The sequence below is a fragment of the Bacillus sp. BSL6 genome (genome assembly GCF_052928345.1).
Genome location: NZ_JAVGCW010000001.1, coordinates 743,476 through 765,127, shown reverse-complemented (window position 1 = coordinate 765,127; position 21,652 = coordinate 743,476). Strand labels below are relative to the sequence as shown.

At 35.3% G+C, this 21,652-nt stretch carries 25 protein-coding genes; 7 read left to right on the top strand and 18 right to left on the bottom strand.

The features are described 5' to 3' along the window. Positions 1-78: 78 nt before the first annotated feature. Positions 79-1,371, bottom strand: coding sequence for a GGDEF domain-containing protein (locus RCJ96_RS04300; RefSeq protein ID WP_001023204.1), 1,293 nt, complete (start codon positions 1,369-1,371; stop codon positions 79-81). 332 nt (positions 1,372-1,703) lie between these two features. On the opposite strand from RCJ96_RS04300, the gene RCJ96_RS04295 reads away from it, so the two are divergent. The 3 genes from RCJ96_RS04295 (at position 1,704) to RCJ96_RS04285 (ending at position 3,343) form a co-directional block, all read left to right on the top strand. Continuing rightward, on the top strand, positions 1,704-2,321 hold the full coding sequence (locus RCJ96_RS04295; protein ID WP_000180604.1) for a nitroreductase family protein: 618 nt from the start codon (positions 1,704-1,706) through the stop codon (positions 2,319-2,321). A 235-nt stretch (positions 2,322-2,556) separates the two neighbouring features. Then, positions 2,557-2,775 carry a hypothetical protein gene (locus tag RCJ96_RS04290; RefSeq protein WP_000100487.1) on the top strand — a complete coding sequence of 73 codons (219 nt, stop codon included), beginning with the start codon at positions 2,557-2,559 and terminating at the stop codon, positions 2,773-2,775. A 196-nt stretch (positions 2,776-2,971) separates the two neighbouring features. Next, entirely contained in the window at positions 2,972-3,343 is a 372-nt protein-coding gene (locus RCJ96_RS04285; RefSeq protein ID WP_000468012.1) for a DUF3915 domain-containing protein, read from the top strand. Between the two features lie 97 nt (positions 3,344-3,440). On the opposite strand, the gene ptsP is transcribed toward RCJ96_RS04285, so the two are convergent. From ptsP to glcT, 4 genes are all read right to left on the bottom strand, one after another. Next, positions 3,441-5,153 (bottom strand): phosphoenolpyruvate--protein phosphotransferase, encoded by a 1,713-nt coding sequence (gene ptsP / locus RCJ96_RS04280; protein WP_000174221.1) that lies wholly within the window; start codon positions 5,151-5,153, stop codon positions 3,441-3,443. Further along, on the bottom strand, positions 5,153-5,416 hold the full coding sequence (gene ptsH / locus RCJ96_RS04275; RefSeq protein WP_000411079.1) for a phosphocarrier protein HPr: 264 nt from the start codon (positions 5,414-5,416) through the stop codon (positions 5,153-5,155). The genes ptsP and ptsH overlap by 1 nt, the downstream gene beginning before the upstream one ends. A gap of 136 nt (positions 5,417-5,552) precedes the next feature. Continuing rightward, positions 5,553-7,616 carry a PTS glucose transporter subunit IIABC gene (ptsG, locus tag RCJ96_RS04270; protein ID WP_044793864.1) on the bottom strand — a complete coding sequence of 688 codons (2,064 nt, stop codon included), beginning with the start codon at positions 7,614-7,616 and terminating at the stop codon, positions 5,553-5,555. Between the two features lie 339 nt (positions 7,617-7,955). Then, positions 7,956-8,804: a glucose PTS transporter transcription antiterminator GlcT gene (gene glcT / locus RCJ96_RS04265; protein WP_000073863.1), complete on the bottom strand. Its 849-nt coding sequence runs from the start codon at positions 8,802-8,804 to the stop codon at positions 7,956-7,958. A gap of 165 nt (positions 8,805-8,969) precedes the next feature. Here glcT and RCJ96_RS04260 point away from each other — a divergent pair, with 165 nt between their 5' ends. After that, positions 8,970-9,776: a Cof-type HAD-IIB family hydrolase gene (locus tag RCJ96_RS04260; RefSeq protein ID WP_000594235.1), complete on the top strand. Its 807-nt coding sequence runs from the start codon at positions 8,970-8,972 to the stop codon at positions 9,774-9,776. 70 nt (positions 9,777-9,846) lie between these two features. On the opposite strand, the gene phnF is transcribed toward RCJ96_RS04260, so the two are convergent. The 6 genes from phnF to scpA form a co-directional block, all read right to left on the bottom strand. Further along, positions 9,847-10,578: a phosphonate metabolism transcriptional regulator PhnF gene (gene phnF / locus RCJ96_RS04255; protein ID WP_002194085.1), complete on the bottom strand. Its 732-nt coding sequence runs from the start codon at positions 10,576-10,578 to the stop codon at positions 9,847-9,849. Further along, positions 10,508-11,296: a glucosamine-6-phosphate deaminase gene (nagB, locus tag RCJ96_RS04250; protein ID WP_001024206.1), complete on the bottom strand. Its 789-nt coding sequence runs from the start codon at positions 11,294-11,296 to the stop codon at positions 10,508-10,510. The genes phnF and nagB overlap by 71 nt, the downstream gene beginning before the upstream one ends. A 4-nt stretch (positions 11,297-11,300) precedes the next feature. Then, positions 11,301-12,443 carry an N-acetylglucosamine-6-phosphate deacetylase gene (nagA, locus tag RCJ96_RS04245; RefSeq protein ID WP_016086448.1) on the bottom strand — a complete coding sequence of 381 codons (1,143 nt, stop codon included), beginning with the start codon at positions 12,441-12,443 and terminating at the stop codon, positions 11,301-11,303. Between the two features lie 208 nt (positions 12,444-12,651). Next, on the bottom strand, positions 12,652-13,554 hold the full coding sequence (locus RCJ96_RS04240; protein WP_074606890.1) for a ComEC/Rec2 family competence protein: 903 nt from the start codon (positions 13,552-13,554) through the stop codon (positions 12,652-12,654). Between the two features lie 78 nt (positions 13,555-13,632). Continuing rightward, a complete protein-coding gene (scpB, locus tag RCJ96_RS04235; RefSeq protein WP_000376224.1) occupies positions 13,633-14,205 on the bottom strand; it encodes a segregation/condensation protein ScpB in 573 nt (190 codons plus the stop codon). Positions 14,206-14,363: 158 nt separating this feature from the next. Continuing rightward, a complete protein-coding gene (scpA, locus tag RCJ96_RS04230; RefSeq protein WP_001199762.1) occupies positions 14,364-15,107 on the bottom strand; it encodes a segregation/condensation protein A in 744 nt (247 codons plus the stop codon). 169 nt (positions 15,108-15,276) lie between these two features. Here scpA and RCJ96_RS04225 point away from each other — a divergent pair, with 169 nt between their 5' ends. Together RCJ96_RS04225 and RCJ96_RS04220 are read left to right on the top strand one after the other, a co-directional pair. After that, positions 15,277-15,372, top strand: a complete 96-nt coding sequence (locus RCJ96_RS04225; protein ID WP_000510194.1) for a YjcZ family sporulation protein — start codon at positions 15,277-15,279, stop codon at positions 15,370-15,372. A gap of 99 nt (positions 15,373-15,471) precedes the next feature. After that, the gene (locus tag RCJ96_RS04220) at positions 15,472-15,990 is read left to right on the top strand and encodes a DUF309 domain-containing protein (RefSeq protein ID WP_316150463.1); all 519 of its coding nucleotides are present in this window, start codon (positions 15,472-15,474) and stop codon (positions 15,988-15,990) included. A 20-nt stretch (positions 15,991-16,010) separates the two neighbouring features. Here RCJ96_RS04220 and ribT read toward each other — a convergent pair whose 3' ends face one another. The 3 genes from ribT to RCJ96_RS04205 all read right to left on the bottom strand — a co-directional run bounded on the left by ribT (position 16,011) and on the right by RCJ96_RS04205 (position 17,280). Beyond that, positions 16,011-16,379 (bottom strand): GNAT family N-acetyltransferase RibT, encoded by a 369-nt coding sequence (gene ribT / locus RCJ96_RS04215; protein WP_000908397.1) that lies wholly within the window; start codon positions 16,377-16,379, stop codon positions 16,011-16,013. 68 nt (positions 16,380-16,447) lie between these two features. Next, entirely contained in the window at positions 16,448-16,630 is a 183-nt protein-coding gene (locus RCJ96_RS04210; RefSeq protein ID WP_041184137.1) for a hypothetical protein, read from the bottom strand. Between the two features lie 212 nt (positions 16,631-16,842). Next, positions 16,843-17,280: a peptidylprolyl isomerase gene (locus RCJ96_RS04205; RefSeq protein ID WP_000853792.1), complete on the bottom strand. Its 438-nt coding sequence runs from the start codon at positions 17,278-17,280 to the stop codon at positions 16,843-16,845. A 187-nt stretch (positions 17,281-17,467) separates the two neighbouring features. Here RCJ96_RS04205 and RCJ96_RS04200 point away from each other — a divergent pair, with 187 nt between their 5' ends. Further along, positions 17,468-18,334: a DUF1002 domain-containing protein gene (locus RCJ96_RS04200; protein ID WP_000850502.1), complete on the top strand. Its 867-nt coding sequence runs from the start codon at positions 17,468-17,470 to the stop codon at positions 18,332-18,334. A 30-nt stretch (positions 18,335-18,364) separates the two neighbouring features. Here RCJ96_RS04200 and RCJ96_RS04195 read toward each other — a convergent pair whose 3' ends face one another. The 4 genes from RCJ96_RS04195 to spoVAE all read right to left on the bottom strand — a co-directional run bounded on the left by RCJ96_RS04195 (position 18,365) and on the right by spoVAE (position 21,649). Continuing rightward, on the bottom strand, positions 18,365-19,168 hold the full coding sequence (locus tag RCJ96_RS04195; protein ID WP_002022291.1) for a Cof-type HAD-IIB family hydrolase: 804 nt from the start codon (positions 19,166-19,168) through the stop codon (positions 18,365-18,367). Between the two features lie 96 nt (positions 19,169-19,264). After that, on the bottom strand, positions 19,265-20,737 hold the full coding sequence (gene spoVAF / locus RCJ96_RS04190) for a spore germination protein SpoVAF (protein ID WP_000165582.1): 1,473 nt from the start codon (positions 20,735-20,737) through the stop codon (positions 19,265-19,267). After that, on the bottom strand, positions 20,724-21,293 hold the full coding sequence (locus RCJ96_RS04185) for a stage V sporulation protein AE (RefSeq protein WP_001254415.1): 570 nt from the start codon (positions 21,291-21,293) through the stop codon (positions 20,724-20,726). The genes spoVAF and RCJ96_RS04185 overlap by 14 nt, the downstream gene beginning before the upstream one ends. Before the next feature lie 5 nt (positions 21,294-21,298). Continuing rightward, positions 21,299-21,649, bottom strand: coding sequence for a stage V sporulation protein AE (gene spoVAE / locus RCJ96_RS04180; protein ID WP_000384636.1), 351 nt, complete (start codon positions 21,647-21,649; stop codon positions 21,299-21,301). Positions 21,650-21,652: the final 3 nt, after the last annotated feature.

The following is a 21,652-nucleotide window of genomic DNA, read 5'->3' as shown; positions in this document are numbered from 1 at the left end:
TAATTCCTTCGTTCAAAATCCCCCCTACACTCTATTATCAAGTAATAAAAAAAAATCGCAACAATTTGTTGCGAAAAATCACTTTTTTTCTTTTCTATATACACACACTTGATTTTTCCCATTTTTTTTCGCTTCATATAATGCAATATCCGCTCGTTGCATTAATTCTTCTCTTGTAATCCCTTTTTCATATAATGCAACTCCAAAGCTCGCTGTTAATTTCGAAATTCCTGAGAATTGCTTTGTTTCAATGAAAAATCGTAATGATTCCGCAACTTGAAATGCTTCTTTTTCTACTGTATTCGTTACTAAAATAATAAATTCTTCTCCTCCCCACCTAGCAAATACATGTTGCTGCTCCACTTTAGATTTCATGAGCTCTGCAAGCTCAATTAATGCTAAGTCACCAAAATCATGGCCATACGTGTCATTTACTGCTTTAAAATTATCTATATCAAATAAAATAAGTGCTATATTTTCATTATTACGCATCGCATTATCCCATTCTGCCTCGAGTATTTGTTGGAATTTCAAACGATTATAAATCTCTGTTAACGAATCTATCATAGCAAGTCTTTCTTGTTCTTGATAGATTTCATCTAATTCGGTAATCTCTGTACACTTCACAATAAATCTTGATAAATCTTCTGGCAATGGTGTCGCACGCAATAAAAAAGTTGACACTTCCCCTTCATAGTTGGACATCTTAATTCTTCTATCATATGATAATGTATCATCTAACCATGTTATATCATGAGTTGTTGAATAGTATCCATTTTCTCTAATAAGATGTTCAGCAAATACTAAATGTTGCTCACGATAAGCAAACAAATTTTCATATCCGAAAAACTCTAAAAAATTTGTATTACAATCAACAATCTCATCGTCTTCTACTATAAATAATAGATCATTTCGAAAATCAAACATCGTTTGAAGTAGTTCTTGTTGCAAACTTACTTGCCGCACTAAAGAAAGCTGATATAAACTTTTATTTACTTCCTCTAACACCATTTGCGGAGTCACAGGGGCTATCACAATATTACGTATTCCTAACGTAAGCACCTCTGCAAACTCGCTTGTTATTTGTTGATCCCAAATGACAATAAATGTACTCTGTGGATTATACATATTCTTTATATATTTTATTTGAGAAAAATCTGTTACATACATAATTACAATATGTGGTTTAGTCCTCTGAAATAATACTTCTCCTTCTTCAAAACTATTTGCTATAAACATACATTTTGGATGGATATTTTCTATCGTTTGTTGATGTGTGCATCCATTTTCTATATAAAGGACATTTAACTGAAGATCTTGTAATACATTTTGGAAAACCGTATTCTCTAATAAAAAATGTAGTATGTTCATCACTAGTCTTCACTCACTTCATATATCTTGTTCTACAGAATTCCTCACAAACATTTTATAAAAAACTGTTCTCTAAAAACTTTAATGAGTGAGGGATACATGTTAACAAGCTAATTGAGAATGTTATCTTTGCTTTTTCACTCTATAAATTCCTTTTTTAGTGTATGATTATAGGAATTGTATCGTTTGTATGAATGCCCTAGCTTCCGCTTGAAAACTTGACAATTAAAATAAAGATATTATATTCTTAAATTCGATAACTTACAAAATGTAAGTAGAATATATTACATGTATTTTTTTCATAATTTGATATGTAATTTGGAGGATATATAATGACAAACGAAAACTTTTTTAATGTTTTATATGAACGCACATCTACACGTGCATTCAACCCAGAGAAAGAAATTTCATCTACAGAGTTACACGAGATTTTAAAGGGAGCTGCTCAAGCACCTTCCGCTTGGAATTTACAGCATTGGAAATTCCTTGTATTCCAAGGTGAAGATGTACAGAAACGATTACATCCAATTGCTTATAACCAACAACAAATTCTTGATGCTTCTGCTGTAGTCGCTATTTTAGGTGATTTAGAAGCTTATAAAAACGTTGAACCCGTTTATGGTCCAATTGTAGAACAAGGATTTATGAAAGAAGAAGCAAAAGAACGCTTAGCTAAAAATATTGAGTCTGCATATGCTCGTGAGCAATTCCCAAGAGATGCAGCCTTTTCAAATGCATCTTTAGCAGCAATGCAACTTATGCTTGCAGCTAAAGCAACTGGCTGGGATACTTGTGCGATTGGTGGTTTCAACCCACAAGCACTTACAGAAGAATTCAATGTTTCATCTCGCTACGTACCAATTATGCTTATTACAATTGGGGAATCAACTTTAAAAGGCCATCCTGCACCACGAATGAGCGTAGAACAAGTAAGTGAATGGGCAAAATAATAAAAAACGAAGGTAATTTCATTACCTTCGTTTTTTTATGTTCTGTCACACATCCGTAATATTACAATGTATTATTCGACAACTACATATAAAAAAACATTAAATTTTATGCTGTTTTCATACACAAAAATGACGTTTCGTGTCGAATCTTGTTAAAACATCGAAATATAATCGTGTTTTTTTGTTACAATTATGATACAATGATAACAAATAGATAACAAGAGAGGGATTTTCATTGAGTTCATACGGAAGCTTTATTGCACTTTTATGTTACATAGTAACTGTACTGCTTCTATATTTTATTGGCGATGCTGCAAATATTTCAGTATTACAATTTCCAAAAGAAGAAGCATTCCAATTAGAATCAGAAAAACATACTGCACGATCCATTGTACCGCTACTCTTAGCTCTTCCTGTATATATCATCGTTTTATATAAAAGCAAAAAAGTGTAAAGGCTACCTATTTCATTCATTTCGGTGGTCTTTACACTTTTTTGTGATATCTATCCTATTTTAAACATCATTCCGTAATAAACACCCAGCTAGTCATTTAAAATGAGAAAATCCCCTAGAAAAAATTCCACTCTCTGTCCAGTCACTCACTACCGAACTTACATAGATTATAAGTGTGAAGGGGGTGATGAGGATTATGTTTGGATCATTTGGATGCTGTGATAACTTTAGAGACTGTCATCATCATGAAAGAGAGTGCAGACATCATGAGAAAGAGAAAGAGAAAGAAGTAGTTAGACCACAACAACCAGCTGTATGTAACGTACTTGCTAGCATTTCAGTTGGAACAGAGCTTTCTCTTTTAAGCATTAGAGGTAACGGCACTTTCAACAATGTAATTTTTGAAGGTTTCGCTAACGGTGTTGCTCTTTTCTCTGCTTTAGCTCGTAATAACAATGACAAAGACAATAAAGATAACAACAAAGATGATAAGCACAATCAAAACCGTAATACTTTTACTGGTATTTTACGTGTCTGCCCAACTGATATCGTTGCTATCGCTATCTAATTCTGTTCCTTATCCTCTATAGTAAGAAAATAAGATTTACTTTTCTCATAGAAAAAACCTGAGACCGATTTCAAATCGACTCAGGTTTTTTTATTGATTATATGCTTTTAACTAGTTCAACAACTTCTTCAGCAGTTGACATCATTAATGCTTTTTCTGCTAATGTTTCCATTTCTGCTTTTGACAACTTGCTTAGTTGTGTTCTTGCAGGAAGAATAGATGTTGCACTCATACTGAACTCATCTAAACCTAATCCTAATAATAATGGGATAGCAAGTGAATCGCCCGCCATCTCACCACACATACCAGCCCATTTGCCTTCTTTATGAGCAGCATCGATAACCATTTTTACAAGACGTAAAATAGATGGGTTATATGGTTGGTATAAGTAAGATACTTGTTCGTTCATACGGTCTGCAGCCATTGTGTATTGAATTAAGTCGTTTGTTCCGATAGAGAAGAAATCAACTTCTTTTGCGAATTGATCTGCTAATACTGCTGAAGCTGGGATTTCAACCATCATACCAACTTCAATAGAATCAGAAACAGTTGTACCCGCTTCTACAAGTTTTGCTTTCTCTTCTAATAAGATCGCTTTCGCTTGACGGAACTCATCAAGAGTTGCAATCATTGGGAACATAATTTTTAAGTTACCGTATACGCTAGCACGAAGTAATGCACGAAGTTGTGTACGGAACACATCTTGCTCATCAAGACATAAGCGAATTGCACGGTATCCTAAGAATGGGTTCATTTCTTTTGGTAAATGTAAGTATGGAAGCTCTTTATCTCCACCGATGTCAAGTGTACGAACAACAACAGGTTGACCTTCTTTTACACCTTCAAGAACTGCTTTATATGCTTCGAACTGCTCTTCTTCTGTTGGAAGATTGTCACGGCCCATGTATAAGAATTCTGTACGGTATAAACCAACGCCTTCTCCGCCATTATCGATAATACCTTGTACATCATTTGGTGTTCCGATATTTGCAACAAGCTCAACGTGATGTCCATCACTTGTTACAGTAGCTTGGTCTTTTAGTTTTGCCCATTCAGCTTTTTGCTCTTCAAATTTCGCTTTCTTTTCTTCAAACGAGCGAAGAGTTTCTTCTGATGGATTAACAATTACTTCTCCATCTAAACCATCGATGATTACGATATCGCCGTTTTGGATTTTCTCCATAACAACTTTTGTACCAACAACAGCTGGAATTTCCATAGAACGAGCCATAATTGCAGAGTGAGATGTACGTCCACCGATATCAGTTGTAAAACCTTTTGCATACTTACGGTTTAACTGCGCTGTATCAGATGGTGTTAAATCTTCAGCAATAATGATTACTTCTTCAGAAATTGTACCTGGATTTGAGAAGTTAATGCCTAGTAAATGTGCAAGAACACGTTTTGTTACGTCACGGATGTCCGCAGCACGTTCTTTCATATATTCGTTATCCATGTTTTCAAACATAGAAATAAACATTGATGCAACTTCATCCATTGCAAATTCAGCATTTACTTTTTCGCTATTTACTTTATCTTTTACTGGGTTTACTAGTTCTGGATCATTTAACACTAATAAATGTGCTTCAAAGATCGCAGCTTTGTCAGCACCTAGCTCAGCAAAAGCGTGGTCCTTAATTGCTTCTAATTCAGTTTTTGCTTTCTCAAGCGCAGCTTCTAAGCGTGCAATTTCTGCAGCTTCGTTTGTAATTGATTTCTTTTCGATGTTAAATTCAGGATTTTCAAGTCTGAAAGCCTTTGCAATAGCAATCCCACTTGATGCAGCGATCCCTTGAATGTTAAGAGTCATTATTCTCCTAATCCTTCGTTTTTCATAGTTTCTTCGATAGCTGCTAGTGCTTGAGCTGCATCATCACCATTTGCAGTGATTTTAATTTCCGCGCCTTGTTGAATACCTAAAGACATAACGCCCATGATTGATTTTAAGTTAACGTTCTTTCCGTTATACTCTAAGTTAATGTCAGAACCAAATTTGCTTGCAGTGTTTACAAGTAGAGTTGCTGGACGAGCATGAATTCCTGAGTCGCTAGTTACTTTAAAGATTTTTTCCATGATAATTTATCTCCTTTAAATTACAGTATTTTTTTAGTTGTATAGACGTGAGTACTACATCATCTATTGTATATAATAGGCGATGTTCGGTCAACCACATCACCTATTATAATTATAAACATTTTGCGTCAAATTCCTACTGAATGTCAATAATAGCGTTTTCGCCCTTCTTAACATTTCCATCTTTTTTCAATTCGACTTGCTGCCCTTGTTGTAAATTCGTAAATACAATTGGTGTAATTATAGATGGTGCATTTTCTTTTACAAATGCAAGATCTACTTTTAATAATGGTTGTCCTTGTTTCACTTTGTCACCTTGCGCTACAAGTGCTTCAAAACCTTCACCATTTAATTTTACAGTATCAATACCGAAGTGGATTAAAATTTCTTTTCCACCTTCAGATTGAATACCAATTGCATGCTTTGTAGGGAATACGTTGACAATTTCACCATTAACTGGAGAAACTACTGTTCCTTCTGTTGGCTCAATTGCAAATCCATCTCCCATCATTTTTCCTGAGAATACTTGATCCGGTACCTCTGTAATTGGTAGGATTTTCCCTTCAATTGGTGAAACGATTGTTTCGTTTTCATCAACTTTTTGAGGAGCTTCTTCTACTTTTACAGGCTCTGCTTTTTCAACATGAGGTGTACGACCTGACATAATATCATGAATTTGTGATTTTAATGTGTCAGATTTCGGTCCAAAAATAGCTTGAATGTTATTTCCAACTTCAAGTACACCAGCTGCTCCAAGTTCTTTCAAGCGATCTTTATTTACATTCTTTTGTTCGTTAACTTGAACACGTAAACGAGTAATACAAGCGTCTAAAGAAGCAATGTTTTCTTTACCACCAAGTGCTACTAATACTTCACGAGGAAGTTCACCAGCTTCTGCTTTTCCTGCACCTTCATTCGCATTTGCAACTTCACGGCCAGGTGTTTTTAAATCCCATTTACGGATTGCAAATCGGAATCCGAAGTAGTAAATAACCGCTAGTACAAGACCAACAATAATTACCCACCACCATGCCGTACGGCCTGGTAGTACACCGAATAATAGGAAGTCGATTAAACCACCAGAGAATGTCATACCAATTTTAACACCTAAAATTTGCATTGTCATAAATGATAGACCAGCGAATACAGCGTGAATTCCGAATAATACTGGTGCTACGAATAAGAATGAAAATTCAAGTGGCTCTGTAATACCTGTTAAGAAAGATGTTAATGCAGCAGAACCTAAAATACCAGCTGCTAATTTTTTATTTTCTGGACGTGCTTCATGGTACATTGCTAAAGCTGCTGCTGGAAGACCGAACATCATGAACGGATACTTACCAGTTGTAAATGTACCTGCTGTTAATTCTACACCGTCTTTTAACTGTGCCATAAAGATTTTTTGGTCACCACGAATTAATTCGCCAGCCGCATTTGTATACTGACCGAATTCGAACCAGAACGGTGAATAGAAAATGTGATGTAATCCAAATGGAATTAATGAACGTTCAATTAAACCGAAAATAAATGCTGCTAACGTTCTATTTGCATCAATCATTTGATGTGAGAACGTGTTTAAGCCACCTTGAATGTATGGCCAAACGAAGCACATGATAATACCTACTATTAAAGAGAATGTTGCAGTTGCGATCGGTACGAAACGCTTACCTGCAAAGAAACCTAAGTATGATGGTAATTCAATGTTGAAGTATTTATTATAGCAATATGCCGCTACTATCCCGACGATAATACCACCAAACACTCCAGTTTGTAGCGTTGGAATTCCTAATACGTTTGCATACGCCGGATCTGCAAATCCAATTTTTACTGGGTCTGCTCCAGAACTTGTTACTTTCACTAGCTTATCTACTTCTAAGAACACACTCATCGTTTTGTTCATAATTAAGTAGCCAACGAATGCTGCTAAACCAGCTACTCCGTCTCCACCAGCTAAGCCAATTGCTACCCCAACTGCGAATAGTAATGCAAGGTTAGCGAAAATAATATCACCAGATTGTTCCATAATTTTTGCTACCATTACGAACCAATCTGCTTTTAAAGCAGGAATAACATTTGTTAACTGTGGATTTTGAAATGCATTACCAAATCCAAGTAAAATACCTGCTGCCGGTAAAATCGCTACTGGAAGCATAAGCGCTTTTCCGACTTTTTGAAGAACACCAAAGATCTTCTTAAACATGGAAACCCTTCCTCTCTTATCTATATTGATACCTTCCGACAAACGCCAAAAAGGCATGAGGAAAAAAAGATAGAACGATAGCTATACAAAGGGTAGTATATCCCTTTCTCTAGCTTACATTCCTTACTTTTCTCCACTCATGCCTGATCGAATCAGTAACACGTGTCAAAAATAGGTTTACGTATAAGTTCACTATAATTAAGGCAAACGTTTTCGTTTTATCCCTTAATGTGTTTGTCGAAATTTGTATAACTTTGCAATAGTTATTATACATAACTATTGTAAGCGATTCAATGATTTTTTTTAACGTTTTCATTTTCGACAAAAATATATGTCTTTTTACACATGCTCTGCCTTCACTAAGCGCTGCAGGTGCATCGTTAAATATATACTCTCTGCTTCATAAACAGGAAGTTGCAATTCTTTTTGCATAACCTTAACTAACTTCCAAGCTAAATTATAACAGACAGGATATTCCGCCTTTAATAAATCAGCAAAACTTTGCGATTCCTCTACTTTTTCTCCTTTTTTCACCCTCTCAATAGCATATTGAAGATGACGAATAAGGCGTAAATAGTGAATACTTTCTTGGTCTAATGTAATTTGTAAGTTCGTCTCAATTAAAGATACAAGCTGTGCAATGAGACGGGAGTTTTGATTAACTGAAGATAAATCTGAATTTGTAAGTGAACTGTAAATATGGAGTGCAATAAACCCGATTTCTCCTTCTGGCAATGTAATTTGCAAACGAGAATTTAAAAGGTTTACAACACCTTCAGCAATTTTATATTCCTCTGGATAGAGCATTTTCGTTTCAACTAAAAAAGGATTATCAATTGTAAACCCTTGTTTTAAACGCTTAATTGCAAAAGAAATATGATCTGTTAAAGCGATATGAATATGTTCATTCAATGGAGATTTTGCTTTTTCTTGAATATAGAACATAATATCATTCATTAATTCAATTAATTTTTCACTCACATGTGGAACTAGCAGTTTGTATTGTTCACGATCACGTTCATTTTTTAGAACAAACATTTTTTCAATTTGTTCTTGCTCCAATACATCTTTCGCTTTTTTTCCAAATCCAATTCCTTTACCAATCACTACTACTTCCTCATGTTCAGGATGGCTAGCAATGATGACATTATTATTTAAAACTTTTTTAATTTCTAGATAATTACTCATATAACACCACCCTCGTACTTAAATAGCCTGCTTTTATGTTACAGAATATTCTTCTTTGTCGTCAATGTAAAACATCTACCATTTCATAAAAATTCATTTTTTAGACATGTTTATATATGATGCGTATAATGTAAGAGCAACTGTACATAGAAAGGAGATAACAACATGATTAAAATGTTTGTAAGTGATATCGACGGTACAATGATGCAACACGGAGGTTTAATTGACGAACAGGATATTGTAGCACTTCGTAGTCTTGCTGAACAAAATGTGATTCTTTGTTTCGCTTCTGGCCGACTTGATAATGAAATTGCAGACTTAATGAAAGCTGTAAATACAAATTTCCACCGCATTAGTGTGAATGGTGTTTTTGTATATACAAATGAAAATAAGCAGCTATTATCTGCAACTTTTGATTCCAGCATTCTTCCTGAATTGTTACACATGACGAATGAAGATCCTTATTTCCGTTATGTTAGTGATGAACATAATTACTACATTGAAGAAAAAACACCGTTTATTCACGAACTTGAGCAACAAGTAACGATGACTTCTGTCGAAGAACCAAATTTATTACAGAAAATAGATGATACAATTTTCCCGAATAAAATTTCTGTCGGTGGAACAAAGGAGAGCTTACAACTCCTTCAGAAAAAAATTGATGAAAAATTTCATGGAAAAGTTAGTACGTTCATTTCAGCAGAACAATGTTTAGATGTAATGCCACCTAATATTAGTAAAGGTTCTGCTATTTCTGTTTTATTAAAAGAGTTTCAATTACAACCAGAGGAAGTTGCTTGCATAGGGGATTCTTATAATGATATTCCAATGTTTGCTTTAACTCCTCACAGTTTTGCTATGGCTCAAGCAGATGACGCAGTAAAAGAACACGCTCACTATGTAGTAAATACAGTTAAAGATGCTGTTAACCACGTAATTGCTCATAATAAAAATACGACTCACTCCTTGTAAGGATGAGTCGTATTTTTTCTTTACATGTTAAACAATTTGACATTTACTGTACTTCACAAACTGAAATATATTATTTGTTACGTGCGATGTTTGTAATAAACTTATAACGATCTCCACGATAAATACATTTCACATACTCTAACGGTACTTCACCTTCTGAATATGACCATTGACGCATGACAAGCACTGGCGCCTTTTTAGGAATATGCAGATGTTCCGCTTCATTATCCGTTGCAATTGAAGCTTCAATTGATTGAGTAGCGCTAACAAGTTTGAAGCCCAGTTTTTTCTCTAAATGTTCATATAAAGATTGTTGCAATATTTCTTCGTTAATATCTTTTACAAGAGCTGGCGACAAATATGTCGTCTCAAAAGCAATCGGTTCATCGTCAGCTAAGCGAATACGCCTCACTTCATAAACCGACTCTCCCTCCTGTATTCTCAGCCGGTCTGCTATTTTCGCAGTAGCTGGAACTAGGCGGAAACTTAATAATTGACTACTTGGGTTCATCCCACGAGAAATCATATCTTCCGTGAATCCTGTCATTCCTTGCAGTTTTTGTTCCACTTTCGGAAGTTGGACAAACGTACCGATTCCACGTTTCCGATATAAATAACCTTGTTCCACTAAATTATTAATCGCCTGTCTGATTGTCATACGACTTACTTCGAACTTATCGCAAAGTTCATTCTCAGATGGGATTTTATCTCCCGGCTTCCATTCGCCGTCCTCAATTAGCTGTTTCACCCACTCTTGAATCTGATAATAGATCGGAAATGGTGAATACTTGTCGATGTTCATCAGCAATCGCCTCACTGCATAAAGATAGAGCTTCTTGATCAGCGATTACGGTTACATTCGGATGACGTTGTAAAACTGTAGCAGGACACGCTTCACTATATGCACCTTGCAATAATTCTTTAACAGCTTCTGCCTTTTTAGAACCCATAGCAACAAGTAGAATTTGTTTCGCTTTCATAATGCTTCCAATTCCCATTGTAATTGCATGAGTTGGCACATCTTCTTCTTTTTCGAAGAAGCGAAGGTTTGCTTGGCGTGTAGATTCTGTTAATTCAACAATGTTTGTTGGAGAATTAAACGGTGTTCCTGGTTCGTTAAATCCGATGTGACCGTTTTCACCGATTCCAAGAATCTGTAGGTCAACTGGGTTAGCAGCTAGAATGCCCTCGTAACGTTTGCACTCTTCCTCTAAATCACTTGCCATCCCGTTTGGTACATAAGTTTGTTTAAATGGAAGATGATCAAACAACTGTTCTTGCATGAAATAGTGATAGCTGTTTTTATCTTCATGTGGTAAATTTACGTACTCATCTAAGTTTACAGTGGTTACACGGCTTGTATCAAGTTTATTTTTTCGCATTTCTGCATAAATACCTAATGGAGAGCTTCCTGTAGCCATTCCTAATGTTGGATTTTCTTTTGTTTTTACAACCTCTTCAATTAATTTATAACCTGCTTCTGCTAGTTCTTCTGGAGTTTTTACAACAAGAATATTCATTTCATTACTTCCCTTCCTTCATATGAATTCCTAAACGAACCGTATCATATACATGTAAATCTTCATTCATCACAACAAAGTCTGCATCTTTTCCTACCGCTAATGCACCTTTATTATTTAATCCAAACTCTTCTGCTTGGTTCACTGATGTCATTAGTACTGCATCTTCGATTGAACAACCTGTAAATTCAATTACATTTCGGAAAGCTTGATCCATTTTTAGAATACTACCAGCTAACGTTCCATCTTCTAATCGAGCACTACCATCTTTTACATGTACTGGCTGTCCGCCAAGCTCATATAATCCATCTTCAAGACCTTTTGCACGCATTGCATCAGTAATAACACTTACTTTTTTCGGTCCTTTTAATTTATATGCTAATTTCACCATATCCGGGTGAATGTGAATACCATCTGTAATTACTTCAACCATTACATCTGGATTTAATAACACATGACCAACAACTCCTGGTTCACGGTGATGTAATCCACGCATTTGATTGTATAAATGCGTTGCATGTGTAATGTTTCTGTTTTTTAGTTGCGCATCAATTGCATCTGTATGCCCCATTGTGCCGACAACACCAGTTTCAGCAAGATACTGCTCAAACTCTAACGCACCTTCTTCTTCAGGTGCATATGTTACTAATTTAATTAAATTTCCGCTTGCTTCCTGCCATTGTTTAAATTGTTCAATATTCGCAGGAACAATATGTTCAAGTGGTTGTGCACCTGCACGTTTTTTTGAAACATACGGTCCTTCTAAGTGAATATATTCGAAATGCGCTCCTTTTTCTTTCGCTTCCTTCGCAGCATGTAGTGCTGCTTCGATTGCTTCTGGAGCTTGTGTCATTGTTGTTGGGAAGTAAGTTGTAACTCCTTCTTTTAACATTTCTTTACCTAGAGTTACTAACCCATCGCTATTTGCATCCATCGCATCAATATCGTATCCACCATGAATATGAACATCAATCATACCTGGAATCACAATTTTCCCTGCCGCATCTAAAACCGCTTCATTTTCTTGTGATACATATTGAGCCATCAAACCAATTTCTTTAATTGTTTCTGCGTAACGAATAAATCCGTTTTCCACTACTTCTTGACCTGTATAAATTTTGGCATTGATGACAACTTGCGTTTTCATTTTCATCGATCCTTTCCCATGAAATACCTACTTGTTATTATTACCTTATTCGCCTAATTCCATCTTAATATATGCACGAGTAGTTGTCTATACATTCTAATGAAATTTCCTCTTTGTTTAACAAAAAGGAAACTTAGTACGTCTCTCGCAATTATAATATATGTTATTCATTTTTTCCAAAAAGGAACAATATCATCTATTGTATGAATCACTTAAGTAATGGCATTAATCCGCTAGACCCAATTGTAATATGTTCGCCGTCTGTTTCCATTTCTACTGTACGCTTATTTGTTCCATACATCATTATACCATGCTGTTTTAATCGTCTCACTACACTTTGATGCGGATGTCCATACGGATTTCTGCTACCATAAGAAAGAATCGCGAACTGTGGTTCTACCTTCTTTATAAACCTTTCACTTGTTGAAGTGTACGAGCCATGATGTCCCACCTTTAACACATCTGCATGTACATCAAATCGCTTTAATATTTCCGTTTCCGTCCGCACATCAGCATCACCCATTAGTAAAAAATCTGCCTTACCATACCGAATCTTTAATACAATTGAAGATTCATTATTTTCATCTTTGGACTTCCCATTGTTTAATACTTGTATGGAAACATGCGGATCTAGCGGTATGTATTGGCCCTCTTTTACTGAAATGAAAGGGATTCCCCTTTTCTTTATATGATTTCGATACGTATGATAAGTAAGAGAACTATATGTTTTTCCACTATCTAATATAAGTGATACTGGCATTTGCTCTACAATTGGAATGAGTCCCCCAATGTGATCCATATCAGGATGAGTACTGACGATAGCATCTAAATGGTTAATTCCTTTTTCAATTAGCTTTTGGATAATAACCTCACCAGCTTCATAAGGCCCTCCATCAATTAACATCGTTTGTCCATTTGGCAATGTAATAAGTGTTGCATCACCTTGTCCAACTTTTAAGAAACTCACTTTCATTTTACCAAAATGTTGCCGCTGCATATGTAAAGGAGACGCAGTATGAATAGACATCATATACCTTTTTGCCGATGCACTATTTAAAGAAAAGCATAACAAAACAGAAACTAATAATAAAACACTTCGTATACCTCTCATAACTCGTCTCCTTTTTTCAATTAGTATGGCACGGTATATAATTGATATACAAAAAAAGCTTAGCAAAATGCTAAGCTTTTATTTCGATATCTCTTGTAAAGAACCGAAGAATAAATCCGCTTCATTCATTTGTTCGTTTTCTTCAGAAAGCGGAGGTAAATCATCTAATGTTTTTAATCCAAACGTGTCCAAAAATTCTTTCGTCGTTCCATATAAAATCGGACGCCCAGGTCCTTCTGCTCTTCCCATTTCTTTTATAAGTAAGTGTGATACTAACGTTTGTAACGCCTTATCGGTTTTTACCCCTCTAATCTCTTCCATTTCAGTTCTTGTAATTGGTTGACGATATGCAACAATCGCTAACGTTTCTAGAGCGGCCTGAGAGAGTGAAGCAGCTGTTGGGATATCTATTAGTTTTTGATAGTACGACGCATGTTCTTTCTTTGTAGCAAAACGATACACTTTTGCATACTGTACAATTTGCAAACCGCGGTGTGCACCTTCACATTCTTTTTGCATTTCTTCTAAAATATCGATTACTTCGTTTCCTTCAATTTCAAGGACTTTTGCTATTTGTTCAGGATAAATCCCTTCATCACCAGAAACAAATAAAAGCCCTTCAATGATTGATTTCTGTTCTGTTCTATCCATCTTACGAGCTCCTTCCTCCTATTTTCTCCATAAAAATACACATCAAAAAACCGAATCACAATCAATGCGTTCGGTTCAATATTTTTTCTCTTGTTCCAAACGATACATTCAAACCTAGCATGAGATATACTATTTCTATCCCATTTTCCATACTAACTCTATGCAGATTTAGTATAGCTTGATACGAAAATTTCATCAAAATTATGTTCTTGTTCAATTACGATTTGTTGATTTTTCATAAGCTCAAGAACCGCTAAAAATGTTACAACCATTATTTCCCGTTCATCATCAACAAACAAATCATAAAAACTTTGACGACCACCTTGTATTTCTAACTGCTTTAAAATATCCGTCATACGCTGTTCAATTGGTATTTCTTGACGAGTAATACGTGTTGTCACAGGTTTCTTTGCTTTTTTACGGCGCATTAATTTTTGAAATGCCGCTAGCATATCATATAACGTAACATCAAGAGGCAAGCTTGTCTCCTCTTCTTGTTGCAACGATGTAAAATCAATTGGCGGACGTGTATATAGCTGTGCTCTTTCTTGTTCTCTTTCTTTTAGTTCAGTAGCAACTTGCTTATATTTCTTATATTCAATTAATCTCTCCATCAATTCCTGACGAGGATCATCTATAAAGTCATCACCGTTATCAAGTACATCTTCTTCATGTTTCGGCAACAACATTTTACTTTTAATTTGTAATAACGTTGCAGCCATTACTAAATACTCACTTGCAACATCTAATTGTAGTTCTTTCATCGTATGAACATAAGATAAATATTGCTCTGTAATTTCCGCTACAGGAATATTATATATATCAATTTCATAACGATGTATTAAATGTAACAATAAATCTAAAGGCCCTTCAAAAGCCTCTACTTTAAAATTATACTGCACAAAGCATCCCACCACATTTTTTCTATAACAACATAAGTATAGAGCATACTCATGTTCTATCCAACCTTTTTAAGAAATTTAATTAAAAATAGACCGATGCCTATGTCATCATGCCCACCACTTCATATGATAACAGTGTAGTAAGAACAATGTAGGAGGTCAAAAAACTATGGGTCACGTTGATTGTGGTTTTAGCGGTGGGTTCGCATTACTTGTTGTATTGTTTATTTTACTAATTATTGTAGGGGCGGCTTGCTTCTGCTAATATGAACAATAAACGACTAGGGAGAAATTCCCTAGTCGTTTATTGTTCATATTTCTATGATAAACTTATACTTATAACCGTTAGATAGGGGCGAAGAAAATGTATCCTACGGAATACATACAGTTTTTAATTCATTTTCACGGAGATTATGATTATTTTGAATGCCACGAAATACTGGAAGAATATTGGAAAACAAAACCGAGAGGAAATCGGGATCATTATTTAGTCGGCCTCATTCAAATTGCAGTTTCTTTATACCATCACAGACGCTCTAACTGGAATGGCGCAGAGAAGATGATGAAAAGCGCCATAACGATTTTAGAAAAAAACAGTGCACATTTACTTCGTTTAGGAATAGATGAGGCACAACTTCTGTTCTTACTCAAAGATAAATTGCAATCTATCCAGAAAGAAGAAAGTTTTACACCGTTATTTTTACCATTGGCGGATACAACATTAGAAAAGTACTGCATAGAATTATGTCAGAAACAAAACCTTCCTTGGAAAGACGTGAATGCTACTTCTAATGAATTTATAATACATAAGCACACATTACGTGATCGAACAGAAGTCATCGCTGAACGAAACGAACAATTACAAAAAAGAAAGCAGAGATAATAAACTACTTATCTCTGCTTTCACGAATGTATATTTTGTTCAAGCCCTTTACACTTTTTGCAAAAACTTGCTGTTTGCTCATTTCCGCAAATTGTAAATTCAAGAAATTTACTCTTTAACTCTTGAACCATCTTCGTCCCAATACCCATATGACGGTGAGATGGATTCACACTCAAATGCTGAATTTCCAAAACTTGATTCTCTTTTTTTACAATCCCCATTATCCCAACAAAATCTTCGTTTTGTTTCCACAAATACAATTGCCAATCATCCTTTGCTTCATAATCTTTCATAGTCAATTGTAATGTTTTCACATCTTTTTCAGTTGGCATAAATGAAAGAAGCCCCATTGCAATCTTTTCATAACTTTTTTTAAAACGAATTAACATAACCCTTATCCCTTCTTACAAAAGTTACAAACTATTAAATCCCCTCAATCACTCTTTTCATATCACATTCATTTTACAATATTTTCAACAGAGTGAGAAGAGCTTAAAACAACTTGATAATCATACAAAGCGAAAAGAAGAAAGTCAAATATACGTTTCATTACTATTTTTGTTAAGTAGATAAAAGAAGAAACACTGTTATATGAAAGTGAAAAGAAACATCCACCGCTCATTATCACTTCACTATTCATCACCTTAGAGCAGATGAATTCTAGCAAAATGAATGTAATAAACAACTTTTATTAAAATGTGTAATCTAATGTATTCTATGTAATTTGTTAATATTTTGTTCTCATAAGCGACTTATTTCACTACAATCACATTACTACTTGTATCATGTACCGTAAACGAAATACCCATTCCTATTAAAAAAAGAGAGCAATAGCTCTCTTTTCTCATTCACTTATTCTTCCCAAACTTTAACTTCTTTCATTACATCACCTTGACGCATGTTTAATACTGTTTCAATACCGCTTGTTACTTTACCGAATACAGTATGTACACCATCTAAGTGTGGCTGTGGCTCATGAACGATAAAGAATTGGCTACCGCCTGTGTTACGGCCAGCATGAGCCATAGAAAGTGATCCTACAAGGTGTCTATGAGGATTTCCATCAGTTTCACATGGGATAGAGTAACCTGGGCCACCCGCACCTGTTCCTGTTGGGTCTCCACCTTGGCTTACGAAGCCAGGAATAACGCGGTGGAATGTCACACCATCATAAAATCCTTGCTCTGCTAGTTTTTTAAAGTTTTCTACTGTTTTTGGTGCCTCTTCTGGGAAAAATTCCAAATCGATTTTTTCACCATTTTCCATTACTATGTATCCTAAAGTTTTCATACGTATATGTCTCCTTTCAACTATCTCAGCACTATATTACCACATTCATGACTAGAAACAAAAAGAATCCGACAATCTACATACTTCTTTTTTGAAATGTGGAAAAAGCTAGGTGACAAATAAGAAATATATACTATAATAACTGTGTTGCCCGAAAATTTTAGAAAGAGAAAGGGAGCGATTTTTCGTGAAAACGAAATTACTAGCTCTGCTATTAGCTGTAGCAGTATTTATTATGCCAACAGCTTCGTTTGCAGACATCATCGAAGGAGAATCAATTGTTACACTAGGAGAAAACTTGTCTGAACAACAAAAACAAGATCTGTTAAAAGAAATGAAAGCACCAAAAGATGCTACAATTATTACTGTGTCTAATGCGGAAGAACATAAATTTCTAGAAGGGATTGTTCCAAAAGCGCAAATTGGTACGAGAGCAATTTCCTCTTCTATGATCACATACACAAAGCCAGGTTCTGGTCTCATTGTACGTTCAAAAAACATTAATTCAATAACAGATGCAATGTACACAAACGCACTTATTACAGCAGGTGTGAAAGATGCAGAAATTCAAATTACTGCACCATTTAAAGTTTCTGGAACTGCTGCTTTAACTGGTTTAATGAAAGCCTATGAAACAACATCAAACAAAGCAATTCCTGAGGAAGTAAAAAAAGTAGCCAATGAAGAAATGGTGCAAACATCCCAGCTCGGCGATAAAATTGGTGAAGAAAAAGCAGTTCAACTTGTTGCGAAAATTAAAGAAGAAATTGCCAAAGAGCAGCCAAAAACGACTGAAGATTTACGTTCATTAATTAAAAAAATTGCGGATCAACTTGGTATTACATTAACGGATGAACAGTTAGATAACTTAGTTGCTCTATTTGATAAAATGAAAAATCTTAACATTGATTGGAATCAAGTTGGCAGTCAGTTAAATAAAGCAAAAGAACACGTTTCTGCCTTTTTAGGATCTGAAGAAGGGCAAAGTTTCCTAGATAAAGTGAAAGATTTCTTCTCAAGTATCATTGATTTTGTTAAATCGTTATTCAAGTAAAAAGAAGCTCGCTAGTAGCGAGCTTCTTTTTTATACAAGTAACGGCAATTTCATAATAGCTTCTTCAACCGAACGAACAATATGATTCGCTTTCTCCTTCACATATGGATGAGCATGGTGCAGAGTAAATGAATGCGGGGTTACTTCAAACATAGAAATATCATTAAAAGAATCTCCAATGCATGCAACTTCATTTGCTTCAATTTGCAAATGTTCCATTAGTCGTCTTAAAGCACTCCCTTTACTTACTCCCCTTGGCATAATGTCAACATAGCGTTTACCAGACATAAAAACTTCCGCTTCGTTCTGAAATGTATCTCGTAATTCTTGATCTAATGCTTCAATTGTCTCTTCTTCCCCAAAAACAAACAATTTCGCAGGATGTACAGTTTTACCAAATTCCTCTTCTAACGCTTCAATTTCAGCGATATGCACGCCCATATACGCTTCAAAATTATGGTGATGTTCATTCTTCCTTTTTGTATATCGCTGCTCATTTGCACAAACAATATCCGCTAGTCCTTTTTTATGTATATATCGATATATTTCCTGGGCAACCGTATTTTCAAAACTCGATTCATAAAATAAATTCCCATCCGGAAGTAACATTGTCGCTCCATTTAAGCCAGTTGTGTAATATGGGAATTCAAACCTATTTACGACTTCATCAATTCGATGAGTAAAGCGGCCTGAGGCAAAACAAATATTTGTCCCTTTTTCAGCTAACCAACAAATTGCACGTTCATCTTCTTTTTGCATATGATTTACATTGTAAACGAGCGTGTCGTCTAAATCACTTACAAATAATTTAATCATGTCCTCTTCCCCTTCCATACACAATATCTACTCTAAGTGTACACAAAAAATGTTTGATTTTTGTTAAAAAACAATAAATTTTTGCTAAAAAAATAAACGGGTGTATAATCCCGTTTATTTTTGTCTTTTTACATTTTGAGGTCTTACAATACTTGGTCGTACTTTTAAACTAGACATCGTCGGACGGAGTAGAATTTTTGTTAATGCGCCCCAATCAAATGGTAAAAACGGCCATAAATAAGGGGTTTGCAAACTTTTTATAGACGTTAAAAATAAAATCAATATCGTCATACCAATTACAAAGCCCATCTCATGGAAGAGACCTGTTAAAATAATAACAAATAATTTTCCAACCTTATTCCCTAGCCCTAATTCATAGCTCGGTGTTGCATAAGCACCGATCATAGAAACTGCTACATACAAAATAACTTCTGGTACAAACAAACCTACATCGATTGCTATTTGACCAATTAATATGGCAGAAATTAATCCTGCTGCTGACGATAACGGCGTTGGAGTATGAATGGCTGCCATCCTTAAAAATTCAAGTCCTACTTCTGCCATTATCACCTGTAATAAAATTGGTAAATGTGTCATCTTAGTCGGTCCAATAAAAGCAAGATTTTCTGGTAAAAGAGTTGGGTCAAATACAAACACTAACCAAAATGGTAATAAAAACAAGGAGAATAAAACACCTAAAAAACGTACCCAACGTAAAAATGTTCCGACAGCTGGATTTTGTCTAAACTCTTCTGCATGCTGTAAATGATGAAAATATGTTGTTGGCGTAATCATAGCACTCGGTGATGTATCAACTAGTACTAGAACATGTCCTTCTAATAAATGATTAGCTGCTACATCCGGTCTTTCTGTATATCGAATAAGCGGGAATGGATTATAGCTTTGCTTTACAACAAATTCTTCCACTGTTTTATCCGCCATCGTAATGCCATCGACATCGATGTTATTTAATTCTTGTTTTATAATCTTTACTAAATCTGGATTTGCAACATCTTGTACATATGTAATACAAATATCCGTTTGCGATCTATCCCCTACTCGAATAATTTCATTTCGAAGACGTGGATCTCGAATTCTTCTACGAATTAACGCTGTATTTACAACGATATTTTCAACAAATCCATCCCTCGCACCGCGTACTACTTTTTCAGTATCTGGCTCTGTCGGTGTTCGTCCTGGATAGCTACGAACATCTATCACGAACGCTTCTGTTTCGCCTTCCACAAATATAACAATAAGCCCTGATAACGCTTGAAGCATTACTTCATCCATCGTTTTCACTTTACTTACTTGCTGATGAATTAAACGATTCTCTAAAAGCTTTACAGTATCTTCTTCAACATCCCTTATTTCATTCGTATCCACAGCTTCTTCTAAAATAGGAATAATATAATTTGTATCACAAAGTCCATTTACGAATAACACTGCAATTTCTTTATTCAAAATTTGAAATTTACGAATACCAACATCAAATGTGACGCCTAATCCAGCCGTTTGTTTTAAATAATTTTCATTGTCACTTATGAAAGTTGAAATCGGAATATCTATTTTTTTAGGCTTCGTCATAAAATCCACTCCTTTCCAAAATTAACTGAATTGCTTTTTTCGTAATTGGTGAGCCTCTCTCCCATTCATCGTTTCCACACATCTTACCAATATCACCAACACCAACAATGACGGGAACATTCAAATCATCTAAACAATAAATTGTATCTCCGCTAATTCTGCCAATTTCACCATCTGGAAGTCCAAATTTATCAACACCATATTCCGTTAAATTCCCGTTCCGATCTACACTTACATCTACACGTGCCCATTCCCAATGGTGTGTATTAGACGCTACTGCCAAAATCCCAAGTACATCAATTTGTTTATGCGTGGCTACATATTTTAAAGCTTTTTCACCAGATCCTTCTCCAATAAATCCACTGTCATCAAACATGACAAATACAGGGTCATATGGCGTTTGCATAATAAGCTCAACAACTTTCTTCCCTGTCAATTTGGTTGGATTACTTTGTGATGCTGAAATACACCTTCCCCCAAATTCCTTCGTTAAAAGCTCAATTGTTCGCTTTGCATATTCATCTCCATCTGTGACCAAAACAACCCTTCGTCTCATTTGATTTATCCTTTCGGTTTACATATAAGTGCTATAAAAAATGAAAATAATATTGCTGCTGAAATACCTGCAGACGTTAAACTAAACATACCCATACCAATCCCTATATATCCGTGTTTCTCTGCAGCATGCATTGCCCCGTGTAATAGGGAATGTCCAAAACTTGTAATAGGAACTGTCGCCCCAGCACCAGCAAACTTTATAAGCTTATCGTACAATCCGAATCCATCTAAAACCGCTCCTATCACTACAAAGGTAGCCATTAAATGGGCTGGTGTTAACTTTGCGAAATCTAACAATACTTGCCCAACTACACAAATAGCGCCTCCTACAAGAAATGCATATATATAATCCACAAT